The following is a 24,378-nucleotide window of genomic DNA, read 5'->3' as shown; positions in this document are numbered from 1 at the left end:
GTTCTGCCATCCACTTAAGTGGGTTCCGGTCAGGCTACCTGGGGAGGCAGCTCCAGACTTGATCCCGGAATAGCCGCCAGCAATGCGCGCGTGTATTCCTGCTCAGGCTCGTCAAAGACCGCATCCGTAGTGCCTGCTTCGACCACCCGGCCCTTCTCCATAACGCAAACATGATCCGCAATCTGCCGCACCACCGCGAGGTCATGGGTGATGAACAGATAGCTCAGCCCCAGTTCGTGCTGCAGATCGGCCAGCAGGTTCAGGATCTGGTCCTGCACCAGCACGTCCAGGGCAGATACCGCTTCGTCGCAGATCACCACTTCGGGATCGAGTGCCAGCGCACGGGCAATGGCGATTCGCTGCCGCTGGCCGCCCGAGAGCTCGTTCGGGAATCTCCGCATGACGGAAGCGGGCAGAGCCACTTGGTCCAGCAGTTTGCGCACTTTGGCTTCGCGGCTCTTTTTGTCGCCGATGTTGTGGACGCGCAACGGCTCCTCGATGGTGCGGAAAATGTTGTACATCGGATCCAGCGAGCCGTACGGGTCCTGGAAGATCGGCTGGACCCGCCGGCGGAAAGCCAGCAGTTCCTTGCCCTTGAGCGAGCCCATATCGACGCCGTCGAACCGGATTTTCCCGCTCGTCGGGTCCTCGAGGTTCAGCACCATCCTGGCGACGGTGGATTTGCCCGAGCCGGACTCCCCCACTACCGCCGTGGTGGTTCCGCGCTTGATCGCAAAGGACACATCATCCACAGCTGTGAAGTCGGTGGACTTACCGAACCCTCCCCGCAACTTAAACACCTTGGTCAAGTTGCTGACCTCGATAACGTTGTCGGCTGTTTCCGCGGCGGCCTCTGCGGGAGCGAGCAACTCCCCTGTCTCGATTCCCGCCGCCTTGGCCGACTGGATCCGTCGGGAAGCGAGCGACGGCGCCGCCTCCACCAACCGCTTGGTGTACGGGTGGCGCGGATTGGTCAGAATCTCCTGGGCGGGACCGGATTCCACTACGCGGCCCTTGTACATGACCACCACTTTCCGCGCGCGTTCGGCGGCCAGTCCCAGGTCATGGGTAATCAGCAGGACGGCCGTGCCCAGCTCCGCCGTCATGGTTTCCAGATGGTCCAGGATCTGCCGCTGCACGGTAACGTCCAGGGCCGATGTCGGCTCATCGGCGATCAGCAGCCGCGGACGGCAGGACAGCCCGATCGCGATCAGCGCGCGCTGGCGCATGCCGCCGGAGAACTCATGCGGGAACTGCCTGGCGCGCCGTTCGGCATCCGGCAGCCCCGCCTCGGCCAGCACCTTGGCGACGTCGGAAGGCCCGGCCGGAAGACCATTGGCCTTCAGCGTCTCCCGTACCTGGAAGCCTATCTTCCAGACCGGGTTCAGATTGGACATGGGATCCTGCGGGACCATGCCGATGGAACTGCCCCGCAGCTCCACAATTCGCTTGCTGCTGGCCCCCGTCAGGTCTTCGCCGGCGAAGGTAATCCGGCCGCCGCTGACCCTGCCGTTTCCCGGCAGCAGTCCGATGGCGGCCAGTGCCGTCGTGGACTTTCCCGATCCGGACTCCCCCACGATGGCTACCGTCTCACCCGGCATGACTGTCAGATGGGCATCCTTGACTGCCTGTACCTCACCGGTGGACGTGGCGAAGCTGATGGCCAGGTCGCGGATTTCCAGCAGAGGTTCGTTGCTATTGACTTCGTTGATTACTGTCATCGTTTTCTGGCCTTCGGGTCCAGGGCATCCCGGAGAGCGTCCCCAAGCATGATGAAGCTCAGGACGGTCACGGAGAGTGCGGCAGCGGGCCACAGCAGGGTGGAGGGATTTGAGCGCAGGGAAACCTGCGCCGAGGAGATGTCGTTGCCCCAGCTCATCACGTCCGGCGGCAGCCCGATACCGAGGAAGGACAGTGTTGCCTCGGCGACGATGAAGATGCCGAGGTTAACCGTGGCAACAACGATGACCGGCGCCAGCGAGTTTGGAATGACATGGCGCACCAGCGCGGCGGGCCGGGAGACGCCCAATGATCTGGCCGCGGTCACGAAGTCCGCGTTCCGCACGGAAAGGACCGCGCCGCGGGTGATCCGGGCAATCTGTGGCCATCCGAACACCGTCAACGTGATCACCACTGTCCAGACGTTTCGGTTTTCCCGGAAGAACGGCAATTGCATGATGATGATGGCGCCAAGAATCAGCGGCAGGGCGAAGAATACGTCGCCCAGACGCGCGATCACTGCATCGAGCCAGCCGCCGTAGAAGCCTGCGATGGCACCAAGGGTTCCACCGATAATCAGTGCCCCCAAGGTGGCGAAGATGCCCACTGTGAGCGACGCCTGCGTACCGTAGACAATCCGGGAAAAGACGTCACAGCCCTGCAGCGTGAAGCCCAGCGGGTGTCCGGGTGCCGGATCGCCGTCGGAATTCGCCAGCAGGCAGTTCTGGTTGGGCGGCGTTTGTGTGAAAACGCCGGGGAACAGTGCCACGAAGACAATCAGGACAATCAACAGGGTGGAAATGATGAACAACGGTTGCTTGCGCAGATTCCGCCACGCCTCGGCCCAGAGGCTCAGCGGCTGTACGTCCTCGGCCACATTGTCCGTGGCGTGGAGCGGGGTCTCATCCAGCGGAGCGACGTAGTGTTCGATCTTTTCAGTGGGTTTCTCAGGCATAACGAATCCTCGGATCAAGCCAGGCGTACAGAACATCGACCAGCAGGTTGGCCAGGATGTAGACCATCACCAGCACGCTGACAATGGACACAATGGTCGGCCCTTCGCCGCGGAGCACGGACTGGTAGAGCCGCTGGCCGACACCGGGCACATTGAAGATTCCTTCCGTTACGATCGCGCCGCCCATGAGGGCGCCGAGATCCGCTCCAAGGAAGGTGACTACTGGAATCATCGAGTTCCGCAGGATATGGACGACGACGACGCGTTGCCGGCTCAAGCCTTTCGCCGTCGCGGTGCGCACGTAGTCCGCGTGCATATTTTCGATAATGGAGGTTCGGGTTAGGCGCAGCACGTAGGCAAAGGACACCAGTCCGAGCACGATCGCCGGCAGGATCAGGTCAAGCCAACCGGCATCGCCGCCGACCGTGGGCTTGGCCCAGCCAAGTTTCACTCCGACCACAAACTGCATCACAAAACCCAGCACGAAGATTGGAATGGCGATGACGATCAGCGAGGCCACCAGGACGGTGCCGTCGAACAACTTGCCCTTCCGCAGGCCGGCGATGACGCCGAAGATAATGCCGAATACGGCCTCGAAGATCAGTGCCAGGATCGCCAGCCTGATCGTCACGGGGAAGATCTGGACCAGTACTTCGGCGACGGGCCTGCCCGAAAAGTCATTGCCCAAGTTAAACGTGACCAGGTTCTTCAGGTACAGGAAATACTGCACCAGGAACGGCTCGTCGAGGTTGTATTGCTCTCTGAGCTGGGCGGCAACTGCTTCATTGACCGGACGGTCGCCGAACAGCGCCTGAATGGGGTCGCCTGGCAGCGAAAACACCAGGAAATATACGAGGAAGGTTGCCCCGAAGAAGACGGGGATCATTTGGAGGAACCGCCGGATTATGTACCACGTCATTGTGTAGCTTCTTCCGACGGAACCAGCAGGAGACTAGTCATTCACATGCCTGTTCTTTGCGAGTCCGGCACAGCACGGGGGCCGGCCAAAGGATGGCCGGCCCCCGAACAGCCGTTAGATGGTTCTTACTTGCCGGTGATGTTGTGGTAGATCGGGACACCGTTCCAGGCGGTGTCGACGTTTTCAACGTTCTCGCTCCAACCCACCTGCCGCACTTGGTACCACAGCGGGATCGCCGGCAGATCCTGGAGCAGGATCTCCTGCGACTCGTTGAAGATGGCGTTGCCCTGTTCAGGGGTTTCGGCGTTCAGGCCCTCGTTGAGTTTCTTGTCGAATTCCTCGCTGGAATACTGGCCGTCGTTGGAACCAGCGCCAGTGCCGAACAGCGGGCCAAGGAAGTTGTACAGCGACGGGTAGTCCGCCTGCCAGCCCGTGCGGAATGCTCCGGTCATGTCCTTAGCCGTGATCTTGGTACGGACTTCGGCAAAGGTGGCGTACGGTTCAAACTGCGCGTCAATGCCCAGGTCGTTCTTCAGGCCGTTGACCACGGCTTCGATCCATTCCTTGTGTCCACCGTCGGCATTCGATGCGATGGTGAAGGTCTTGTCGCCCCAGGGATCGATTTCATCTGCCTGTTCCCAAAGCTTCTTGGCTTCTTCGGGGTTGTATTCAAGCACTTCGCTGCCCGGAATGCTCTCGTCGTATCCGTCGAGCACAGGAGCGGTGAATTCCGTTGCCGGCTGGCGTCCACCCGAGAAAATGACCTCGGTAATTTCGTCCCGGTTGATGGCCATCGAAATGGCCTTGCGGCGCAGTTCGCCGGCCTCGCCGGTCCACTCATCGAGGTACTGCGGAATGGTGATGGTCTGGTTGCCGGCGTAGGCCTTTTCCAGCCAGCGGCCCTCTCCAAGGTCCGTCTTGAAGTTCGCCAGCGAGCTCGGCGGGATCGTATCGAGCAGATCGAGGTTGTTCGCCAGCAGGTCCTGGTACGCGGCTTCGAATCCGGAGTAGAACTTGAAGGTGATGCCGCCATTCTTCGGCGTGCGGGTGCCTTGGTAATCAGGGTTGGGCGTCAACGCGATCTGGACATCGTGCTGCCACGCGCCCTCGTCTGCCAGCATGTACGGGCCGTTGCCCACCGGGTTGTTGCCAAAGGCTTCCATGTCTTCAAAGGCAACCTCCGGAAGCGGCGAGAAGGCCGTGTAGCCAAGCCGCAGCGGCCAGTCGGATTCCGGCTGGGCCAGTTCGGCGGTGAACGTCAGGTCGTCGACGACCTTCAGGCCGGACATCTCGGTCTGGGTACTGCCTTCGGCGCTGACTTCGTCGTACCCGGCGATGCTCTCGAAAAAGTACTGGCCCAGCTGCGCGTTCTCGGCTGCAGCGCCATAGTTCCAAGCATCCACGAAGGAGTTGGCAGTAACGGGCTCACCGTTCGTGAACGTCTGGTCGGCCTTGAGCTTGATCGTGTAGGTCTGCGAATCCTCGGTCTCGATGGACTCTGCCATCTCGTTGACCGGTTTGCCCTCGGCGTCGTAACTGATGAGTCCTTCGAAGAGGAGGTCCACCACGCGGCCGCCGCCGACCTCGTTCGTGTTGGTTGGGATCAGCGGATTTTGCGGCTCCGTACTGTTGGCGGTAATAACTGCAGCAGCGTTGCCCTCTCCGCCTTCGGTGCCACCTCCCCCGCCGCATGCACTCAGGGCCAAGGCAGCAGCTGCAGCCAGACCAATCAGTTTCGATGTTCGCGCGAAACGCATGTCGATTCCTCTTTGCAGTCGGAACGCCCGGCATCGGATTGCGCCGGACCAGCCAGTGCGAACTTGAATCTGAGTCCGCCCCAACTCTTGGTCGTGATCAGGATATTCCCGACGTGTGACCTCGGTAACAGTATTGGGTTTTCGATTGGGTTGCAATTTGCCCGAAGAGGCAGCCGGCAAGCCCTTTCAGCGCCATTGTCCCGCGTCAGTACAGGAAAGTGGCGGCATTAACCAAAATGGGGATGTAACGTTTTTGCATCGGAGAAGCGAGCGGCTACCCGGGCGTGTCATGACCCTCATAATGCGGCTAGGAGAGCTGGCTTAGCGTTGCCTTCCAAAAGGACTTCCAATGGTCCAACTGCTCAGGGGTCTCCAGCTTCTCGTGCTGCAGGGACAGCGCCGACTTACCCGGGGCCTTTTCATAGATGTTGACGTTCACTCGTGAGCCGTCGGCCAGTCCGCAGCGCCAGTAGCGCCACTTGTCGGTTTCACTCAGTTCCGGACCTCGGCTGATGCCCACTCCGGAAAAATCCTCAGCGGCACCTATCAGGGCTACCCACTTGTCCCTTGCCTCGTCCATCGTGCCGGCCACTGTCTTGCTCGCAGAAGTCTGGAACCTGCCATCACAGTCCTGCCCCGGCACACGCCGCCCAATCAACTGCTCAAAAGCGACTGTGGCAGATTGCGCCCACCAGTCCTCGGCCAGACCGGCATCCTGCAGGGCTTGGGCAATCTCCTTATGACTCTTCTCTTTGGCATCGATGGAAGCCAGGAACTCTTCGACCTCGGTCCATGACCGTCCGATGCCGCGTTCGATCGCCTCGATGTTCATGGTGCGGATCATCGGTCACTCCTTTGTTTCGACCATTCAGTGGGGACCGCAGGGGTCCGGACAGCATCCTTTCACGGTCCGGACCCCGGTGCTACGGATGGTGGGAGATCGTAGGACGGCCGCCTAATCCGCCGTGGCCAGCAGTTGGGCGCGCAATTCCCTGCGCTCACGCTGTTTGTCCGGATCCGGCAGCGGTACCGCTGCCAGCAGACGCTGCGTATACAGCTCCTGCGGATGGCGGAGTATCTGGTCGCGCGTGCCCTGCTCAACGATGTTGCCGTGCCGCATAACGCAGATCCGGTCAGCCAGGACATCAATGACTGCCAGGTCGTGGGTAACGAAAAGACAGGCGAAACCAAGTTCACGCTGCAGATTCTGGAAAAGTTCCAGCACAGTGGCTTGGACGGAGACGTCAAGCGCCGACGTCGGTTCGTCAGCAACCATCAGCTTCGGTTCCAACGACAGGGCCCGGGCAATACCTACCCGCTGCTTCTGCCCGCCGGAGAGCTCGTGCGGATAACGGTTCCGGTAGTTACGGGGCAGCTCAACTTGATCGAGCAGTGTCTCGATGTTCCGTTGCAGGGCCGCACCTTTAGCGACACCGGCAAGGAACATGGGCTCGCCAATGCTTTCTCCAATAGGGAGCCTCGGATTCAGCGACGAAGAAGGATCCTGGAAAACCATCCCGACTTGACGACGGAGTGCGTGCAGTTGCTTGCGGCTAGCACCCGCTATCTCGCGTCCGACAACTTTCAGGGATCCCTCGGCCACCGGCAGAAGTCCGACGGCGGCACGGCCGATGGTCGTTTTCCCGGAGCCCGATTCGCCGACAAGGCCAACGACCTGGCCCGGATAGATCGCCAGGTGCACTCCTTCCACCGCCCGGAACGCCGGTACTCTGCCTTGTTTGGGGTATTCGATGGCGACGTTGGTCAGTTCCAGGACCGGCTCGCCGTGTGTGCTTTCTCTGGCAGCCATGTCCAGTGCCGCCTCGTTAGCGGCTTCCCTGCGCTGCAACTCCGTCTCATCAACCTCGTGAAGCGTAATGCCTGTGGCTGCAGCGAGAGCTGCGGTGATATCGATGTCGTCGCTGCCTGCGTTGTGGCCTCCCAAGTGAGGAACGGCAGCCAGTAGTTGCTGGGTGTATTCATGCCGCGGATCGTTGAAGACCTCCTGTGCCGTTCCCGTTTCGACGATCCGGCCACGACGCATCACGGCGATGCGGTCCGCCAGATCAGCGACCACACCCATGTCATGGGTAATCAGGACGATGGCGCTATCCAGCTTGTTGCGGAGATTGCGCATCAGGTCCAGGATCTCCGCCTGAACCGTCACGTCGAGAGCGGTGGTCGGTTCGTCTGCGATCAGCAGCTTCGGATCACATGACAGCGACTGGGCGATCATCGCCCGCTGCCGTTGCCCGCCAGACAACTGGTGAGGATAGGACCTGAACGCCTTCTCCGGATCGGGCAGTTCGACCAGCTCGAGCAGTCGGATGGCCCGGTCTTTGGCCTCCTCGGGAGAAATGGCGTTGTGCAGGCGCAGCGTCTCCACAATCTGAAAGCCGATGGTGTAGACCGGGTTCATGGCTGTCATCGGTTCCTGGAAAATAACGGCCACGTCATTGCCGCGAAGCTGCCGCAGTTTGTTGGGGTTGAGTCCCAGGATCTCCTTACCATTGAGCTTCACGCTGCCGCGCACCCGGCTGTTGGCCGGCAGCAGTCCCAGCAGCGCCATGGAGCTAGCGCTTTTGCCCGAACCGGACTCCCCGACAATGGCGAGCACCTCCCCTGCCGAGACTTGGTAGTTCAGATCGATGGCGGCCGGCACCCATTCCTTCTCAACGCCAAAATCGACGCTCAGATCGGAGACCTCCAGCACCGGCGGTTCTGAGCCGCCAGCGGGGGTTCCGGTATAGATGGGGATGGCAGGATCGATCATTTCAGTCATTGCAGGTTTGTCCTTCCAACTGCTCGCAGCCGGCTTGTTCCATTAGTGATGTGGCGCACGACCCTGACACGATGGAAGCATGTCCAATCATGACACCGACGCTCCTGTTGTTTTCCGGCCGAGAAGTGCCGCTTGGTTGACGGGTGTTGTTTGGCTCATCGTGTTGTTCAGCGTGGCCTCTACAGTCGTGACGCATGGTTTCCCGGCTCTCGTGCAGCTTGCGCCGTTGGTGGCACTCGGGTACCTGGCGTGGTGGCTGGCCTGGTACCCCGCCGTCGTTGTTTCCAACGCGGGAGTGGCGCTGCGCAATCCGCTGCTGACAGTTCAGGTCCCGTGGCACGCCCTGATCATGGTTGACACGAAATACGCGCTGACATTGGTCACGCCGAGGGGAAAGTTCGCGGCATGGGCAGCGCCGGCGCCTGGCATCTTCGGCGTCCAGCGCGCACAGCCGGGGCATGTCCGTGGGCTGCCGGAGGTGACCTATGGGCCGAGCGAGTCCGTGCGTCCCGGTGACCTTTCCAATTCGGATTCCGGTGCCGCGGCCTTCCATGTCCGCTCCCGTTGGGCCGAGCTGATCGCGTCCGGCGCGGTGGCGACTGGCGAGGCCGACACTGCCACAGTCGCGAAAAGGCCGAACTGGCTGGTTCTCATTGCGGCAGCAGCCCTGATCGCAGCCAGCGTGCTGTCGTTGACGGGCTGAGCACTGCGCGCCCAAAAGATTTTCAGCCACCATCTCAAACCTTCGTAGGTCGGGAGCCCTGGGCGCCCTGACCATCATCCGGCTCGGCTGCTGTACCGGCTTTCCTGGCATTGAACTTCTTCTGCCGGGGGTCAAAGGCATCCCGCAATCCGTCGCCGATGAAGTTGATGCACAAGCAGATGGCCACAATAAAAATGCCCGGCCACCAGAAGAGCCACGGACGGGTGGAAAACGCTTCCTGGTTCTGGCTGATCAGCGAGCCCAGCGAAACATCTGGCGCCTTCACACCCATGCCGATATAGGACAGGCTGGTCTCCAGCAGAATGGCGGCGGACATGCTCAGCGTCACGCTGACAATGATGACGCCCACGGCGTTGGGCAGAATGTGTTTAAAGATGATCCGAGCGTTTGAAGCGCCGGCGATGCGGGCTGCATCCACAAATTCGCGCTCGCGCAGGGAGAGAAATTCTGCTCGGACCAGCCGGGCGAGACCGGTCCACGCGACGAGCCCGACAAAGAGGCCCAGAAAATAGGGCTGGATTCCGGCTGGGATCCAGCGTGCAGCGAGCTGCCCGAGGACGGCTGCCAGAATAATCAGCGGAATCACGATGACGATGTCCGTCAGGCGCATGAGCACCGCTTCGATCCTGCCACGGAAGAAGCCGGAGACAGCTCCAACCACGACTCCAATCGCGCCGCCGACAACGCCGATGATAAACATCACGGCTACGGAAATTTGGACGCCTCGCATCGTCTGGGCAAAGGTATCCCGGCCCAGCCGGTCCTGGCCGAACGGGTGCTCGCCCAAGCTGAACGGGAAGAGCTGCAGTGTTGGCCTTCCGCCATTGGCCAGGTCATTGACCTCGTTATAAGTGAATTTCCACCAGCCCGGCAGGCCGAAGAAACCGCCCGCCGAATAAGCCAGAACCAGAATGAGCAAGAACAGCACCAGGCTGATCAGCGCCGCAGTGTTGCCCATGAACCGCTTGCGGACAATCTGACCTTGGCTTAGTCCTGCTTTTTCTTGAGGTGCCGCAGGTTCGGTTGAAACAGTACTCGTGGTGGTCATGCCTTGACCCTCACTCTCGGATCCAGGGCGGAGTAGACGAGGTCCGCTATGAGGTTGAAGACGAGCGCCAGAATGCCCGTGACCAGGAAAACTCCCATGACGGGATTCGGGTCAACGCGGTCCAGGGCCTGGATGAAGAGTTGCCCCATGCCAGCGAACGCGAAGACCCGCTCAGTGATGACCGCACCGCCGATCAGTCCGCCGATGTCATAGGCCACGATGGTGGCAATGGGGATCAGCGCGTTCCTGAATGCGTGGCGCATAACCACCGTCCGCTCACCGAGCCCCTTCGCCCGCGCGGTACGGATGTAGTCCATGTTCATGATTTCCAGCATCGAAGACCGCGAATACCGGCTGTAGGAAGCCAATGAAATCAGCAGCAGTGCAATGGTGGGCAGGAGCAGGTGGGTAAAGGTATCCAGGCCGTGCACCCAGAGGTCGCCCTCCAGATTCGGCGTCTCCGCTCCGATGGTGGCGATGGGCCGACCGTTGACTCTGTTGTTGTTGAAGTATGCAGGCCACGCCTGCATGTACCGGTCCAGAAGGACCAGTCCTGCGGTCAGGAACGACGTAATGACTGCCGCGCTCATGTTCTGGCGTCGGTCGTATCCGCCCATGACGTATCCAACGCCCAGCCCTGCCAAGATTGTGGCTACGGCCAGCAGGAAAACCATCAGGCCCGTTGCCTGGGCCAGCAGCGGCTGGATGGGAAAATACAGCAAGATTCCGACGGCCACCATTGTCAGGGACGAATACAGTGCCCGCCGGTTCTTCAAGCCCGCGGTCAACAAGGTTGCGCCGAAGGCGATTCCTGCACCTGTGACTGCAATAACCGGCAGCCCAAGCCCTGGCGAGCTGAACCAGGATGTCGCCGACAGCAGCCAGAGTACGCCGCCGGCCAGCACGAACCCGATGCCAGCAGCCTTGAGTCGGGCCGGCACTGTTCCACGGGCGCAGATGAACCAGATCAAGGCGCTGACCACGCTCACGATGATTATGGTTACCAAGGGGATCTGCGGTTCCCGCAGGAAGTTGTTGAACCCGATGGCAACGTATTCCTTGAGCAGAACTGCTACCCAGAAAACCGGCAGCGAGAAGAAGAGGAACGCCATAAAGGTGACACCATAATCCAGCGTGCTGTACTGACGCAGCGCTGTCACAATGCCGAGCGAAACGCCGATAAGCACCGCCAGAATTGCCGCCGCGCTGACCAGAAGTATCGTCATGCCCATCGCTCTGCCCAGCGCCTCGGTCACGGGCTGTCCGGTGATGGAAAACCCGAGATCGCACTGGCCGGCGAACGGCACCAGGCATTTTGCTGCGCCTCCCAACCAGTGGAAATAACGTATGGGTGCAGGCACATTCAGGTCCAGAAGCTCGATACGCTGCTGGATGAGCTCTTCCTTATTCGGCTGGTTGCTCGTGCGTAGGTCAGCAAGAGGGTCGCCGGACAGTGCTGTTAGCTGATAAACCAAGAATGAGGCACCCAGGAGAATCAGTACGGCTGTGAATAGCCGCCGCACAATATAGGTCACCATCGTATGTATAAACCTCGTTTTCACTTCCCGGACGACATAATCCGGTTGCCCGCCGCTGGACCCCGATCTGCGAGGGAAGATCCAGGGCCGCAATGGGTCAGGGACGTTTCAGGAGACTGCAAAGGCGCCGGGACCGTTGATGCATATGGTCCCAGCGCCTTGCAGTATCCTGCGCGTTAGAACGTAAGGGAGTTACTCGCCCTTGACTTTCCAGTCCCAGAAGTTCCAGAAGACACCGGTCTGGTTCGGCTGGTAAACAACGCCTTCGACACGTTCGCTGTTGTAAGCATCCAGCCCCACCGATTGGAAGAGCGGCAGGCCGTAGAACGAGTCCCACACCAGCTTGTCGATCTTGGTGATGATCTCATCCTGCGCAGCAGCGTCCGTGGTGACCATGAGTTCGTCCATCAGCTTGTCGGCCTCCGGATCGGAGAAGCCGTTGTAGTTTGAGCCGCTGTCCGTACGGAAGATCTGCGGTACGCCGCTGACCCCAACGCCGGAGTTGATCCAGCCGTAGATGGACGCATCATAGGTGCCGGTTCCCAGGGCAGCACCCCAGTCAGAGGCGCCAAGACCGCCGTCGACAATTTCGAACCCTGCCTGCTCGGCGGATTCCTGAATCAGGGCAAAGGCATCCACACGGTTCGGGTTGTCCTTGTTGTACATGATCCGCACTTCGGGAGTCTCACCGTCGAGCAACTCCTTGGCGCGCTCGATATCAGCTTCCTGGTAGGCCTCCGAGCCGTTGGAGGCGGCAGACGCTTCATAGGCTTCCTGGGCAGGAACGAAGAACTGCGAGTCCAGCGGTGCAGCGTCATCCTTCAGCGGCTTCACGATGCGGTCCACGATGGTCTGCCGTGGAACAGCTTTCATGAAGGCTTCCCGGACGTTTTCGTCTGCGAAAACACCCGTGTAATTGAGGTCGATATGGTCGTAGGCCAGCTGGTCATCGACTTCCACCGTGACGCCTTCAATGGATTCGAGCAGCTCGACTGTGTCCGCGGAGGGCTGGGGTGCAATGATGTCCACCTCGCCGTTCTCCAGAGCCTGGACCTGGTCGGGGGCGGCGCCGATGAACCGGACCGTAATTTCGTTCACGTTCGGGGTGGGGCCCCAGTCATAGGACTCATTACGCACCAGGGTGATTGACTGGTCCGGCGTGATGCTGTCCACTACGAAAGGCCCGCTGGAGAGATACAGCGATTCTTCGCTGGGCAGGGACTTCGTGTCGAATCCAGTGTTATAAACATCAGCGACTGCCTGCAGCTCGGCATTCGGGTCGGCAGGGTTCTCCGCGTCACCGCGTTCCAGTCCCTGGATCAGGTCGATAAGGGCTTGCTCGTCAGCCAGACCGGCCTTTTCAGCAATGACATGCGCTGGCATGCCGATACCGCCGTCGTTCAGTCCACCGAAGACAATCTCCCAGTCGGCGTACGGCTTGGAGTAGTTCAATGTGATGGAGCGCCCGTCGTCGCCGATCTCGGGGATCTCGGTCAGAGCCAGGCCGCTCGTGTCGCCGGCATAGTCGAAGTAGGAAGTCCCTTCGGTGACTTCACCGGTTTCCGGGTCGACCGTCGCATCGTTGGCGTAGCCGGATTCGGAGACCCAGTTCAGCATGAGGTCGGCTGCATCGACGGCATTGCCGTCAGACCACTGGACGCCCTCGTTGACGGTGTATTTCACGACCAGTGGGTCATCGGAAAGCTTCTCGTACGTTCCGAATTCTTCGTTCCGGACGACGTTGAGTTCATTGTCGATGTGGTAGAAACCGCCGCGGGTCATGTAGGCGATCTTGCCGTTGATATCAACGTTGCCTGCGGCGGTGTCCGAGTTGAACGAACTGAACGCATTGGTCTCAGCGACACTAATGGTTCCACCGGTAGCCGCGGTATCGCCTGCACCTTCGGATGCGGTATTTCCGCCACCCGTCGACGCGCAGGCACTCAGTGCCATAGCCGCAACAGCAGCAACACCGATTGCTTTGGAAGTACGTCCGAAACGCATTCCGCCTCCTAGTTCCTCAGAGTGATGTGTGTGGCCGGTCCGCCGATCGGGATCCGGCAAAAGCACGGATTGGTTGCCCCTGAATGACTGCCGTAAAAGTGGCGTGCCTCACATGCATTAGAGCGTAAACCGTTACACCTACTCTTGGGTATAAAAAAGTTGCTTCACAACGGGTTGTTATCGAGATGCAATCAAACGACGGCGCAACACAACGACCTGAACGAGCCTCTTCACTCCGAGCAGAAGATCAGCTGATCCGTGTAAACTCGCGGAAGAAACGGGCTAAAAAGAGCCAGCGGCTCCGCTCTTGCCGAACCGGAACCGCTGGGTGGGACGATTTTTAGTTATTGGCTGCTAACCGGTTTGCACGCATTGCGGCAGCAAGCGGGCAAGCTACATCCACTTCACGCCCTCCTTCTCGTACTCCCGGATGCGATAGGCAATCATCCTGCTAAGCACGTCTGCGGGTACAGGTTCGCCGTACGGCAGCTGTATCGAGCCTTTGCCTGTCTTGTATCCAATGAGCTGGCCACTGAAAACAGCAAGGGTGGACGGCGTAAAGATGAAATTTGCGTGCTTTTGATGGCCGCTAAAGACGAACAGGATTGTTCCCAGGGAGTAGGCAGGGTGGCCCCATTTGAGTCCTTCGGTGGCGTTGGGAGCGCAGCTGCGGCTTATTTCCCGCAATTCCCGAAGCCGCAACTGGACGTCCTCAGGGAACGAATCAGTGTACTCGTTGACGCTCTCATGCTGTGTCGCCATAGGACTACCTTGCCATCATCGGCACAGACTCAGGTGGTAAAGCGGAACTCCTCTACATCCTCGCGGTGAGAAACCTCCGTTTGCCGACGCGATGAGGTCTAGATTCTCGGCGTGCGGTACGCCGTCATAATCACACCCAACGTGCGTGCGTTGCTGCCGCACCGCGATCAACCGATCATGTAGGCGAATCCACGCCCCTCCGAGGCCGCAGCATCGGCGAAGTCTCTAGCCCGATGCAGGAACTGGGTCGCGTAGGCCAGCTCGGACTCCAGCGACTGACTGGACGAGCAGAACCCGCCCAGGCCCGCTTCGATGTCGCGGTCGCCGATCGTCTCAAGATCCCGGGCAACGGGTTCGACCTCGTGAGGCGGGAGTGCGCGCACCCACGGCCGCCATGTGAAACCACCGTCGGTGTTGGCCACCTGCCCTTCGAACATTCGGTAGGCCGCTCTGGCTCCAGCACCCGAAGAGCGCCGAACAGTCAGCCGCTGCAGGTGCGGCCATGCCTTGTCGAGGTAGAGAAAGCCACGCTCAGGCAAGGATTGCCGGGAGTCTGTGACACCGTGAGTGAAACCCGGCTCAAGGCCCAACGCGTCCGCGAGCGGGTCGGAGCGGATCACCCTGTGTGTGTCAGCGAGTGCCTTCTCGGCCTGATCGCTGTCGAATGCGTATGCGTAGTATCTGATTCCCATATGACGATTCTGAGACAGCAGTACGCCGCGACGGCCAATATCCTGTCGTCTGTGGATAACGAGGCAGCGGACCGAGAGTCGTCCGATATGAAACGGGAACTGAACCGCGCTCCGCCACAGCAAAAACGTCTTGGCGACAAATATCGACGCCGTACAGGGAATACCCGGCCCAAACACGACCGGCCAACCTCAACGAGGCAGATATCGCAGATACGCGGTGCCTTGTCGAAGATTCTGTATTCAGGAGGCCCAGGTCGATCGATCCGCACTCCAGTGTGCGGTTTGCCCAGCCCGGCGAAGGCTCCTGCAGTTACGGCAAGAGCTACCGCCAGGCCGAGTTATACATTGAACCTAAATTCAACGACGTCGCCATCGGACATGACGTATTCCTTGCCTTCGATCCTGACCTTGCCGCGTGCCTTGGCCTCTGCCATCGAACCGGCATCTACGAGGTCAGCGAAGGAGACCACTTCAGCTTTGATGAAGCCGCGCTGGAAATCGGAGTGGATAACACCTGCTGCCTGCGGAGCGGTATCGCCCTGGTTGATCGTCCAGGCGCGTGCTTCCTTCGGCCCGGCCGTCAGGTAAGTCTGGAGGCCCAGCGTATGGAATCCGACCCTTGCCAGCTGGTCCAGGCCGGATTCGTCCTGGCCGTTCATCTCCAGCATCTCGCGGGCTTCTTCCGGCTCCAGCTCCACCAGGTCCGATTCCAGCTTCGCGTCAAGGAACACGCAGTCCGCCGGAGCCACCAGTTCGCGCAACTCCGCCTGGCGCTCGGCGCTGCCCAAAATCGTGTCATCGACATTGAAGACATAGATAAAGGGCTTGGCCGTCAACAGGCTCAGCTCCCGCAGGTTTTCGACGTCGAGCTTGTCGCTCTCGACAGAAGCGAAGATTGTGTCCCCGCGCTCAAGCACCTTCCGGGCTGCCTCCATGGCGGCCAGTTCGGCGGCGTCGCGCTTCTTGATCTTCACTTCTTTTTCAACCCGGGGCAGCGCCTTTTCCAGCGTCTGCAGATCCGCCAGGATCAGTTCGGTGTTGATGGTTTCCAGATCGGAGCGCGGGTCCACCTTGCCTTCAACATGGACCACATCGGGGTCGTCGAACACACGGATGACCTGAGCGATGGCCTGGGCTTCACGGATATTGGCTAGGAACTGGTTGCCCAGCCCTTCACCTTCGGAGGCGCCCCGGACGATCCCGGCGATATCGACAAAAGACACGGTCGCCGGCAGGATGCGCTGGGAGCCGAAGATCTCGGCGAGCTTATCCAACCGGGAATCCGGCAGGGGCACCACGCCGACATTCGGCTCGATGGTCGCGAACGGATAATTCGCCGCCAGAACCTGATTGCGGGTCAGTGCGTTGAAGAGAGTTGATTTGCCGACGTTGGGCAGTCCGACGATGCCAATAGTAAGAGCCACGGTATCCAAGGATACCGGTGAGGTACCCGGCTCAGCGATTCGGCTGGAACGGTGGCGCAATCGACGCCCAGGCTTCGCCTAAATTGTCATAGCCGGCTGGCATGGTTGACCTATGGATGCGTTTCAGATTGTGCTCACATTGCTCATGCTGGTTATTGGGGCAGCGGCCGGGGCCGCGGGAACTGCGGTGGCCTACCGCCGCAGGGTCGCAGTGCTGGCGGAAGAAATTGACGACGCCGGTGCCCGGCTTGGCAACGCAACGGCCCGTTTGGCGGCGGCCGAGGCGGAAAGCCGGTTGCTGGCCCAGCAGAACCGGCAGCTCACCGCCAGCAGCGAGCAGGACAACTCTGTCCTTCGTGCCCTGGTCCCAGTCGGGGAAAAACTGAAGACGGTCCAGCAGCAGGTTAATGTGCTCGAGCGGGACCGCGTCGAGCAATTCGGCCAGCTGGCCGAACAACTTCGCGCTGCACAACTCAACGATGAGCAGTTGCTGCGTTCCACGCAGACCCTGACTGCGGCATTGCAGTCCAACTCCGCCCGCGGGCAGTGGGGAGAGGTCCAGCTCCGCCGGGTGGTGGAGGCCGCCGGCATGTTGGCCCACGTGGACTTTAGCGAGCAGGTCCATCTGGTGGGGGCCGAGCGTACCCTTCGACCTGACATGCTGATCCATTTGCCCGGCTCCAAATGCCTCGTGGTGGATGCCAAGGTGCCACTGCGGGCATATTTGGAAGCCCAGGAACTTCCGTCTTTCGGCTCCGCGGAGGAACGCGAAAAGCGGGCGGGCCTGCTGACTACACATGCCAAGGCCGTCAAGGCACACGTTGACGCCCTCGCAAACAAGAAATACTGGGACGGAGTAGACGCCTCCCCCGAACTCGTCCTGTGCTTCCTGCCCGCCGAGTCCGTTCTTTCAGCTGCCTTGCACAGTGAACCCGGCCTGTTGGATTACGCCTTCTCCCGCAATGTTGCCCTGGTCTCCCCCGTCTCCCTGCTGGCCACACTGAAGTCGGTTGCCTTCACCTGGCGCCAGGAAGTCCTCACCGAGAACGCCCGGGAGATCTTCGAGCTTTCGCGTCAGCTCTACGATCGGCTGGGCACCCTTGGCGAGCATGTGTCGAAGCTCGGCTCATCGCTGAAAGGATCGGTGGAAAAGTACAACGCTTTCGTTGGAACCCTGGAGTCCAGGGTCCTGCCGACAGCGCGGAAGATCAGTGCGTTTGATCCGTCCTCGCTGAAGGAAGCACCCGCGCCCCAAGCCTTGGAGAGCACACCACGGCTGTTGGCCGCGCCGGAACTCATCGCCGACCAGGAGCGCAGCGCCTAGCCATAGACGCGCCGGTGCCCCGCCCGCCACGTCTAGTGTGCGGGCCGGGCGCCCCTGCCGCCGAGGCCGCGTGAAACGTCGCCCTTTTCCTTCAGAGTGGCGCGCAGTTCCTTGGGCAGCGAGAACAGGATGTCCTCTTCTGCAGTGACCACTTCCTCAACATCGGCATAACCGTAGTCAGCAAGCAGGCTCAGGACTTCGCGCACGAGGACCTCCGGCACGGAGGCTCCTGAGGTCACACCGACGGTGGAGATGCCTTCAAACCAAGACTCGTCGACCTGGTTCGCGAAGTCGACGCGGTAGGAAGCCTTGGCGCCGTATTCCAGAGCCACCTCCACCAGGCGCACGGAGTTGGAGGAATTCGCAGACCCCACCACGATGACCAGTTCCGCCTGCGGGGCGATCTTCTTGATCGCAGCCTGCCGGTTCGAGGTTGCATAGCAAATGTCGTCGCTGGGCGGATCCTGCAGAGTCGGGAAGCGCTCCTTGAGCAGGTTGACGGTCAGCATTGTCTCGTCCACGCTCAGCGTGGTCTGCGACAGCCAGATCACCTTGTTCGGATCACGGACCTGAACCTTGTCGACATCTTCAGGACCGTTCACGATCTGGATATGCTCAGGAGCCTCCCCAGCGGTTCCCTCGACCTCCTCGTGGCCCTCATGTCCGATGAGCAGAATGTCGAAATCGTCCTTCGCGAAACGAACGGCCTCGCGGTGCACTTTCGTCACCAAGGGGCATGTAGCGTCGATCGTCTGCAGCCCGCGCTCGTCGGCAGACTGCACGACGGCCGGCGAAACACCGTGGGCGGAGAAGATAACTAGTGCACCCTCGGGCACCTCGTCCGTCTCTTCGACGAAGATCGCGCCCTTTTCTTCCAATGTGCTGACCACGTGGAGGTTGTGCACAATCTGCTTACGCACGTAAACCGGTGGGCCGTAATGCTCGAGCGCCTTTTCGACGGCGATGACGGCGCGGTCCACTCCGGCGCAGTACCCGCGCGGGGCAGCAAGCAGGACCTTGCGGCGACCTTCGACCGGTGCGGCGGAGGCAATGTCTTCGGGGCTGCGGCGCCTGCGCGGAATAGTGGGCATCGGAACGGAGACAGCAGTGCTACTCATACCTCCATGCTAGCCGTTAGGCCCTTCGACCCGAGAGTTGGCGGGCTGTTACACCAATCACCGCGGCCGCCAATCCCGCCCCCGCGAGCACGACGGCCCAGGGCTGGAATGACGTTGCCGCGAGTTCGACGAACCGGGCGGTGAAGGCATCGGCAACAGGGCCGGCGGCATCGTGTTGCGCCGCCATATCCGGGGCCGCCTCCGCTGCCAGCCAGAACCCGACGCCGAGAATGACGGCGCCAATACCAAGCCAGGCGAGGGCAGTCGACGCCCTCCGCGCTACCAACAGGGTTAGCAACAGGCCGGCCAACGCTCCTGCCGCGATCCAGCGCCACTCGTTGGCAACACGCTGTACAAGGTCGACGGATTGCTGCTGATCTGCCTGGCCGATATCGACGATGAGCTCCTCTTGCACGGGAATCTCTGTGCCCAAGGTGTCCGCTACCCGCTGAATCGCCAAGGCCACTATTGGAGCGATATCAAGCCGGAGCGCCCCTTCATCCGGGCCTTCTGCCTCCAGCGTCAGAGTATGGGACTTCGCCAAAGCTTCATTCCACGCCTGCGGGAACTCTTCCAGTCCGGTGACGGCTCCGGCCGCCCTGGCGATAATCGGATCAACCAACTCCTGGAGCCCCGGCGGCAACTGGCTTTGATTGCGCACCTCTTCGGCAATCGCCGCCGCCAAGGCGCTGCGGAACTGGGCGTCCTGCCCCATAGGTGCCGCCAATTCGACGAAGCCTTGCTGGTTCGTCAGGTTCTGGCTGCTCCACGCCGCCGGCACCGCGACGGCTGTCATCACCAATGTGACCAGGCCCAGGACCAAGGCAAGGACGGAACGCATCCGCAGGCTCCTCTCCGCCGGCTTCCCGAGAGGCGCAGGATGCCTCTTGGGATAAGTAGAACAGAATCAATAATGTCTGCGATAGCTGATAAGAATGTAAGGATCGCTGTACAGTAGCTGCGCCAAGCATCGCCGAGAGGGACACTACGTGAACCAGAACCCGGGGCCACCCGCCGGTGGCCAGTTGGATGCCCCGGCCAAACCATCCACGCTGCCTGCCACCGCCCTGGAGACCTCGGCGGAGAATCCCTGGCCATTGCGGCTGCTTTCGCAAAAGCTCAAGAGCCACATTGACCGTGTCCCGCCCACCTGGATCGAAGGCCAGGTGATTGAGCTCAACAGGCGGAACAATGTAACGTACCTCACCCTGCGGGATACGGAAGCGGAAGCATCGTTCAGCCTCGTGGCCTGGGGCAGTGTCATGGCCCGGCTGGAGTTTCCCCTTGAGCCGGGATCGCGTGTCGTGGCGCAGTTGAAGCCGGACCTGTACGTGAAGACCGGCCGGCTCTCGATGCAGACCCGCGATATCCGCCCTGTGGGGCTGGGCGATCTGTTGGCGCGGCTCGAACGGCTTCGCCAGGCCCTCGCCGCCGAGGGACTCTTCGCGCTCGAACGAAAGAAACCGCTTCCCATGCTGCCGCACCGCATCGGGCTGATTACCGGCCGGGATTCGGATGCTATGAAGGACGTTATCCGCAACGCTTCCCTGCGCTGGCCCGCCGTGGCCTTCGAAGTCCGGGAAGTCGCCGTCCAGGGTGTTAATGCGGTAAGCCAGATCCAACGCGCACTGCTGGAACTGGACGCCCGCGAGGACGTCGACGTCATCGTCATTGCCCGCGGCGGCGGATCCCTTGAAGACCTGCTGCCCTTCAGCAGCGAGGATCTGATCCGCGCGGTTTCGGCGGCCCGTACGCCGGTGGTCAGCGCCATCGGACACGAAGCGGATCGTCCCCTGCTGGACGAAGTGGCGGATCTGCGTGCTTCCACTCCCACTGATGCCGCAAAGCGCATTGTTCCCGACGTCAATGAGGAGCTCGCCAGAATAGCCCAGGCACGGCAGATGCTGGACCGCAGGGTGGACCAGCTGATCCGGGTCGAGAGCGAGCGGCTGACCGCAATCCGTTCCCGTCCCGTGCTGGCCAATCCAGCCAGCATGGTGGAAGCCCGGCACGAAGACCTGCAGCGACTGACCACACGCGCCTATAACTGCATCTCGGCCGCCGTACACCGGGACTCGGACCGGATCGCCCATCTCAGGGCACAGGTTCGTTCCCTCTCGCCGCAAAACACCCTGGACCGTGGCTACGCCGTCGTACAGCTTCCGGATGGCAGCGTCCTGCGCGACAGCTCTGACGCCGCAGCTGGAACGCGGCTGCGCGTGCGTGTTGCCGTCGGCGAACTGTCGGCCGACGTCGCTCCGTAATACTGAACAACACCATCAATCCGAAAGCGGGAACCAGCGTGGATGCCAAGAATTCCGTCGAAAATGCCGATGTCGCATCGCTGAGCTACGAGCAGGCTCGGGAGGAGCTCGTCTCCGTCGTGAGCCAGCTCGAAACCGGCGGAGCCAGTCTCGAACAGTCGTTGGCCTTGTGGGAACGCGGCGAAGCTCTGGCGGCCCGGTGCGAAGCGTGGCTGGAAGGGGCCAGGCAGCGCCTCGACGCAGCCAGGGCCAACGCGGCAGACGGATCCGCGACGACGGGAATGGCGGAACCAGGCAGGGACTGACCATCGCGGGTCAGCTCTCCGACAGGCGCTTTCTCTCTGCCGCCACGTCGAAATCCGCGCTGGGCCACTGGGGATTGATGTCTCCGAGTACATCGATCAGCAACTGTTGGACCGCGATCCGGGCGTACCATTTCTTGTCCGCCGGGACCACATACCAGGGCGCGGTATCTGTGCTAGTACGTTCCAGGGCGATCTGGTAAGCCTGCTGGTACTGGTCCCAGAATGAGCGGTCATCGACGTCGCCGGGGTTGTACTTCCAGTGCTTATCCGGCCGGTCCAGCCGTTCCTGCAGCCGGCCCTTCTGCTCCTCTTTGCTGATATGCAGCATGACTTTGATGATGCGGGTCCCACCCGCGGCGACCTTGGCCTCAAAGTCCCTGATGAGGCTGTAGCGCTGTTCAATCTCGTCGGCCGGAGAAAGCTTGCGCACCCGTTGGACCAGCACATCCTCGTAGTGCGAGCGGTCAAAGACCCCGATGATCCCGGGCGCGGGTAGCTCTTTTTCGATCCGCCACAGGAAGCCCTTGGACTGTTCTTCCGCCGTCGGTGCCTTGAACGCCTTGTGGTGGATGCCTTGTGGATCGGCTGCGCCGATGACATGGCGGACGATGCCGCCCTTGCCGCCGGTGTCCATGGCCTGCAGGACCAGCAGCACGCTGTCGCGGGCGCCGAAGCGGCTCTGTGCGAAGAGCTTCTCCTGCAGTTCCGTGAGCTGTTCGTCCTCCCTGTCGAGCAGTTCCTTGCCCGCATCTTTGTCGCCGGTAAACCCCGGGGTCGATCCGGCGTCGACCTGGCGCAGGTCGAAGCCCTTCTGGACGCGCAGCAGGGCGGTCGGACTCTGGCTGAAAGCAGTTGTCTCCATTACGGTTTGTACGTACTCAGGAATTCGGCGATCCGGTTCACGGCTTCCTCGAGGATGCCGACATTGGGCAGGGTCACTAGCCGGAAATGGTCCGGTTTGTGCCAGTTGAAAGCGCTCCCGTGGGAGACGAGGATCTTTTGCTGCTTGAGCAGATCCAGCGCGAACTTCTCGTCGTCCTTGATCGGGTACACGTCCGGATCCAGCTTGGGAAACAGGTAGAGAGCTCCCCTGGCCTGCTGGGTGCTGACGCCGGGAATGGCATTGAGCATCTCATAGGCCTTGTCCCGCTGTTCCAGCAACCGGCCCCCGGGCAGGATCAGATCGTTGATGCTTTGGTATCCCCCGAGCGCTGTCTGGATGGCATGCTGTGCGGGAACGTTCGCGCACAACCGCATGTTGGTCAACAGGTTGATACCTTCGATATAGTCCGTAGCCAAGTGTTTCGGCCCGGAGATGGCCATCCACCCGCTGCGGAATCCGCACACGCGGTAGGCCTTGGACAGCCCGCTGAAGGTCATGACCAGCACGTCGTCGGCCAGCAAAGCTGTATTTACATGCTGGGCATCCTCATAAAGGATCTTCTCGTAGATCTCGTCCGAGAACACCACCAGATTGTGCTTCCGTGCCAGTTCGAGCATGCCCTCGAGAACTTGTTTCGGGTACACGGCGCCGGTGGGGTTGTTCGGGTTGATGATCACGATGCCCTTGGTGTTGGGCGTGATTTTCCGTTCCAGATCCTCCAGATCCGGCAGCCATCCTTCTTCCTCCACGCACAGGTAGTGGATGGGATGGCCGCCGGCCAGGCTCACGGAGGCAGTCCAGAGGGGATAGTCCGGCGCGGGGATCAGGACCTCGTCGCCGTTATTGAGCAATGCCTGCAGGCTCATGGTGATCAGTTCGCTGACTCCGTTGCCCAGATAGACATCGTCAACGCCGATGTCTTGGATGCCCCGGGTCTGGTAGTACTGCGACACCGCGGTCCTGGCCGAGAAGATCCCGCGGGAATCACTGTAGCCCTGGGCATCGGGCAGGTTCCGGATCATGTCCACGAGGATGGCATCCGGCGCTTCGAATCCGAAGGGCGCCGGATTGCCGATGTTCAGCTTCAGGATCCGGTGGCCCTCGGACTCCATGCGGTGGGCGTGCTCAAGCAGCGGACCGCGGATATCGTAAAGGACGTTATGAAGCTTGTTGGACTGCTTGAACTGGGCCATTTAAGCATCTTCGCATATTGGACGGGGTTTACTTGGTCAGCCCGTTTTCGCTCAGCCAGTCAGCAGCCGCGTCGGCCGGATTGCGCTTTTCGTCCCCGCTGACCTGTCGGTTGAGGTCAACCAGGTCTTCCGTGGTCAGCGCGGCCGAAACGTCGTTCAGCACTTCTGCTGCTTCCTCGCTGACCTTGTCCTGGTTAACCAGGGGAAGCACCTGCTGGGCGATGAAGTTGTTCTTCGGGTCCTCCAGCACCACCAGGTCGTTATCCTCGATCGACGGAGTGGTCGTGTAGATGTCGGCGATCTGGATCTGGTCGTTGATCAGCGCCTGCAGAGTGGCCGGGCCGCCGCCGTCGTTAATCGGTTCGAAGGATTTCGGCTCGCAGCCGTAATTCTCCTTCAGCCCGGGCAGTCCGTATTCCCGCTCGGCGAATTCAGGATTGGCGCCGATCACCAGTTCGTCACACACGGGCCCCAAGTCTGCGATGCTCTCGAGCTGGTACTTTTCGGCGGTTGCTTTGGTGACCACCATGGCGTCCTTGCTTTCGGCTGACGCCGGTTCCAGGACGCCCAGCCCCTCCGGCAGGGCGGCGGGCAGGGCATCCATGATCTCTCCGGCGGAAGCGGCCGTTGCCTCCGGATCCAGGAACAGCAGCAGGTTTCCGCTGTAGTCCGGAATGATGTCAACGGATCCTTCTTCGACCGCCTTGACATACACCTCGCGGGAGCCGATGCCGGGCTTGGTGGTGACGTCGAACCCTGCAGCTGTGAGCGCGCCGGCATAGATCTCGGCGACGATCTGGCTTTCAGGGAAGTTGGCGGATCCGACCACCAGCGAACCGGTTGCGCCTGAAGAAGCGGCCGTATCGGATGCCCCCTCCAAGGGATTGGAATTGGCGCCGCATGCCGTCAGCGTGACGGTCAAGGCGGTCACAGCTGCCGCCGCCAACATTGCCCGGCGTGAGGATGT

At 61.0% G+C, this 24,378-nt stretch carries 21 protein-coding genes; 4 read left to right on the top strand and 17 right to left on the bottom strand.

Features of this window, described 5'->3' with window-relative positions:
- Positions 1–29 precede the first annotated feature (29 nt).
- The 6 genes from AC3A4M_RS02005 to AC3A4M_RS01980 form a co-directional block, all read right to left on the bottom strand.
- Positions 30–1,721, bottom strand: coding sequence for a dipeptide ABC transporter ATP-binding protein (locus tag AC3A4M_RS02005; RefSeq protein WP_498731228.1), 1,692 nt, complete (start codon positions 1,719–1,721; stop codon positions 30–32).
- A complete protein-coding gene (locus tag AC3A4M_RS02000; protein WP_498733589.1) occupies positions 1,718–2,674 on the bottom strand; it encodes an ABC transporter permease in 957 nt (318 codons plus the stop codon). The genes AC3A4M_RS02005 and AC3A4M_RS02000 overlap by 4 nt, the downstream gene beginning before the upstream one ends.
- Entirely contained in the window at positions 2,667–3,593 is a 927-nt protein-coding gene (locus tag AC3A4M_RS01995) for an ABC transporter permease (protein ID WP_139004726.1), read from the bottom strand. Before AC3A4M_RS01995 ends, AC3A4M_RS02000 begins: the two co-directional genes overlap by 8 nt.
- A 125-nt stretch (positions 3,594–3,718) precedes the next feature.
- On the bottom strand, positions 3,719–5,350 hold the full coding sequence (locus AC3A4M_RS01990) for a peptide ABC transporter substrate-binding protein (RefSeq protein ID WP_498733586.1): 1,632 nt from the start codon (positions 5,348–5,350) through the stop codon (positions 3,719–3,721).
- Between the two features lie 307 nt (positions 5,351–5,657).
- Complete coding sequence (locus AC3A4M_RS01985; protein WP_498733585.1) at positions 5,658–6,194, bottom strand: hypothetical protein; 537 nt, start codon at positions 6,192–6,194, stop codon at positions 5,658–5,660.
- A gap of 111 nt (positions 6,195–6,305) precedes the next feature.
- Positions 6,306–8,123: an ABC transporter ATP-binding protein gene (locus AC3A4M_RS01980; RefSeq protein ID WP_498734080.1), complete on the bottom strand. Its 1,818-nt coding sequence runs from the start codon at positions 8,121–8,123 to the stop codon at positions 6,306–6,308.
- A gap of 88 nt (positions 8,124–8,211) precedes the next feature.
- On the opposite strand from AC3A4M_RS01980, the gene AC3A4M_RS01975 reads away from it, so the two are divergent.
- Entirely contained in the window at positions 8,212–8,835 is a 624-nt protein-coding gene (locus AC3A4M_RS01975; RefSeq protein WP_498733583.1) for a PH domain-containing protein, read from the top strand.
- A 34-nt stretch (positions 8,836–8,869) separates the two neighbouring features.
- Here the strand turns inward: AC3A4M_RS01975 and AC3A4M_RS01970 are convergent, their stop codons facing one another.
- The 6 genes from AC3A4M_RS01970 to ychF form a co-directional block, all read right to left on the bottom strand.
- Positions 8,870–9,904 (bottom strand): ABC transporter permease, encoded by a 1,035-nt coding sequence (locus AC3A4M_RS01970; protein WP_498733582.1) that lies wholly within the window; start codon positions 9,902–9,904, stop codon positions 8,870–8,872.
- Positions 9,901–11,442, bottom strand: a complete 1,542-nt coding sequence (locus AC3A4M_RS01965) for an ABC transporter permease (RefSeq protein WP_498733581.1) — start codon at positions 11,440–11,442, stop codon at positions 9,901–9,903. The genes AC3A4M_RS01970 and AC3A4M_RS01965 overlap by 4 nt, the downstream gene beginning before the upstream one ends.
- Positions 11,443–11,634: 192 nt before the next feature.
- Positions 11,635–13,446, bottom strand: coding sequence for an ABC transporter family substrate-binding protein (locus AC3A4M_RS01960; RefSeq protein ID WP_498733580.1), 1,812 nt, complete (start codon positions 13,444–13,446; stop codon positions 11,635–11,637).
- A 393-nt stretch (positions 13,447–13,839) separates the two neighbouring features.
- Complete coding sequence (locus tag AC3A4M_RS01955; RefSeq protein WP_498733578.1) at positions 13,840–14,208, bottom strand: iron chaperone; 369 nt, start codon at positions 14,206–14,208, stop codon at positions 13,840–13,842.
- A 167-nt stretch (positions 14,209–14,375) separates the two neighbouring features.
- Positions 14,376–14,900, bottom strand: coding sequence for a hypothetical protein (locus tag AC3A4M_RS01950; RefSeq protein WP_498733576.1), 525 nt, complete (start codon positions 14,898–14,900; stop codon positions 14,376–14,378).
- A 338-nt stretch (positions 14,901–15,238) separates the two neighbouring features.
- On the bottom strand, positions 15,239–16,324 hold the full coding sequence (gene ychF, locus AC3A4M_RS01945) for a redox-regulated ATPase YchF (protein ID WP_498733574.1): 1,086 nt from the start codon (positions 16,322–16,324) through the stop codon (positions 15,239–15,241).
- A 112-nt stretch (positions 16,325–16,436) separates the two neighbouring features.
- Between ychF and AC3A4M_RS01940 the strand changes: the two genes are divergently transcribed.
- Positions 16,437–17,648: a DNA recombination protein RmuC gene (locus AC3A4M_RS01940; protein ID WP_498733572.1), complete on the top strand. Its 1,212-nt coding sequence runs from the start codon at positions 16,437–16,439 to the stop codon at positions 17,646–17,648.
- 32 nt (positions 17,649–17,680) lie between these two features.
- Here AC3A4M_RS01940 and AC3A4M_RS01935 read toward each other — a convergent pair whose 3' ends face one another.
- Together AC3A4M_RS01935 and AC3A4M_RS01930 are read right to left on the bottom strand one after the other, a co-directional pair.
- Positions 17,681–18,766 (bottom strand): 4-hydroxy-3-methylbut-2-enyl diphosphate reductase, encoded by a 1,086-nt coding sequence (locus tag AC3A4M_RS01935; protein WP_498733570.1) that lies wholly within the window; start codon positions 18,764–18,766, stop codon positions 17,681–17,683.
- A 16-nt stretch (positions 18,767–18,782) separates the two neighbouring features.
- A complete protein-coding gene (locus AC3A4M_RS01930; RefSeq protein WP_498733568.1) occupies positions 18,783–19,607 on the bottom strand; it encodes a hypothetical protein in 825 nt (274 codons plus the stop codon).
- 148 nt (positions 19,608–19,755) lie between these two features.
- On the opposite strand from AC3A4M_RS01930, the gene xseA reads away from it, so the two are divergent.
- Positions 19,756–21,030, top strand: a complete 1,275-nt coding sequence (gene xseA, locus AC3A4M_RS01925) for an exodeoxyribonuclease VII large subunit (RefSeq protein ID WP_498733566.1) — start codon at positions 19,756–19,758, stop codon at positions 21,028–21,030.
- Between the two features lie 38 nt (positions 21,031–21,068).
- Entirely contained in the window at positions 21,069–21,335 is a 267-nt protein-coding gene (locus tag AC3A4M_RS01920) for an exodeoxyribonuclease VII small subunit (protein WP_498733564.1), read from the top strand.
- Positions 21,336–21,345: 10 nt separating this feature from the next.
- Here the strand turns inward: AC3A4M_RS01920 and AC3A4M_RS01915 are convergent, their stop codons facing one another.
- The 3 genes from AC3A4M_RS01915 to AC3A4M_RS01905 are packed head-to-tail and all read right to left on the bottom strand — an operon-like array spanning position 21,346 to position 24,360.
- On the bottom strand, positions 21,346–22,197 hold the full coding sequence (locus tag AC3A4M_RS01915; protein WP_498733562.1) for a PPK2 family polyphosphate kinase: 852 nt from the start codon (positions 22,195–22,197) through the stop codon (positions 21,346–21,348).
- Complete coding sequence (locus tag AC3A4M_RS01910; RefSeq protein ID WP_498733560.1) at positions 22,197–23,411, bottom strand: pyridoxal phosphate-dependent aminotransferase; 1,215 nt, start codon at positions 23,409–23,411, stop codon at positions 22,197–22,199. The genes AC3A4M_RS01915 and AC3A4M_RS01910 overlap by 1 nt, the downstream gene beginning before the upstream one ends.
- 28 nt (positions 23,412–23,439) lie before the next feature.
- Positions 23,440–24,360 carry an ABC transporter substrate-binding protein gene (locus AC3A4M_RS01905; protein WP_498734079.1) on the bottom strand — a complete coding sequence of 307 codons (921 nt, stop codon included), beginning with the start codon at positions 24,358–24,360 and terminating at the stop codon, positions 23,440–23,442.
- Between the last annotated feature and the right edge of the window lie 18 nt (positions 24,361–24,378).

This window comes from Arthrobacter sp. Soil_C_60 (genome assembly GCF_057656375.1).
This window is presented reverse-complemented; position numbering and strand designations above follow the sequence as displayed.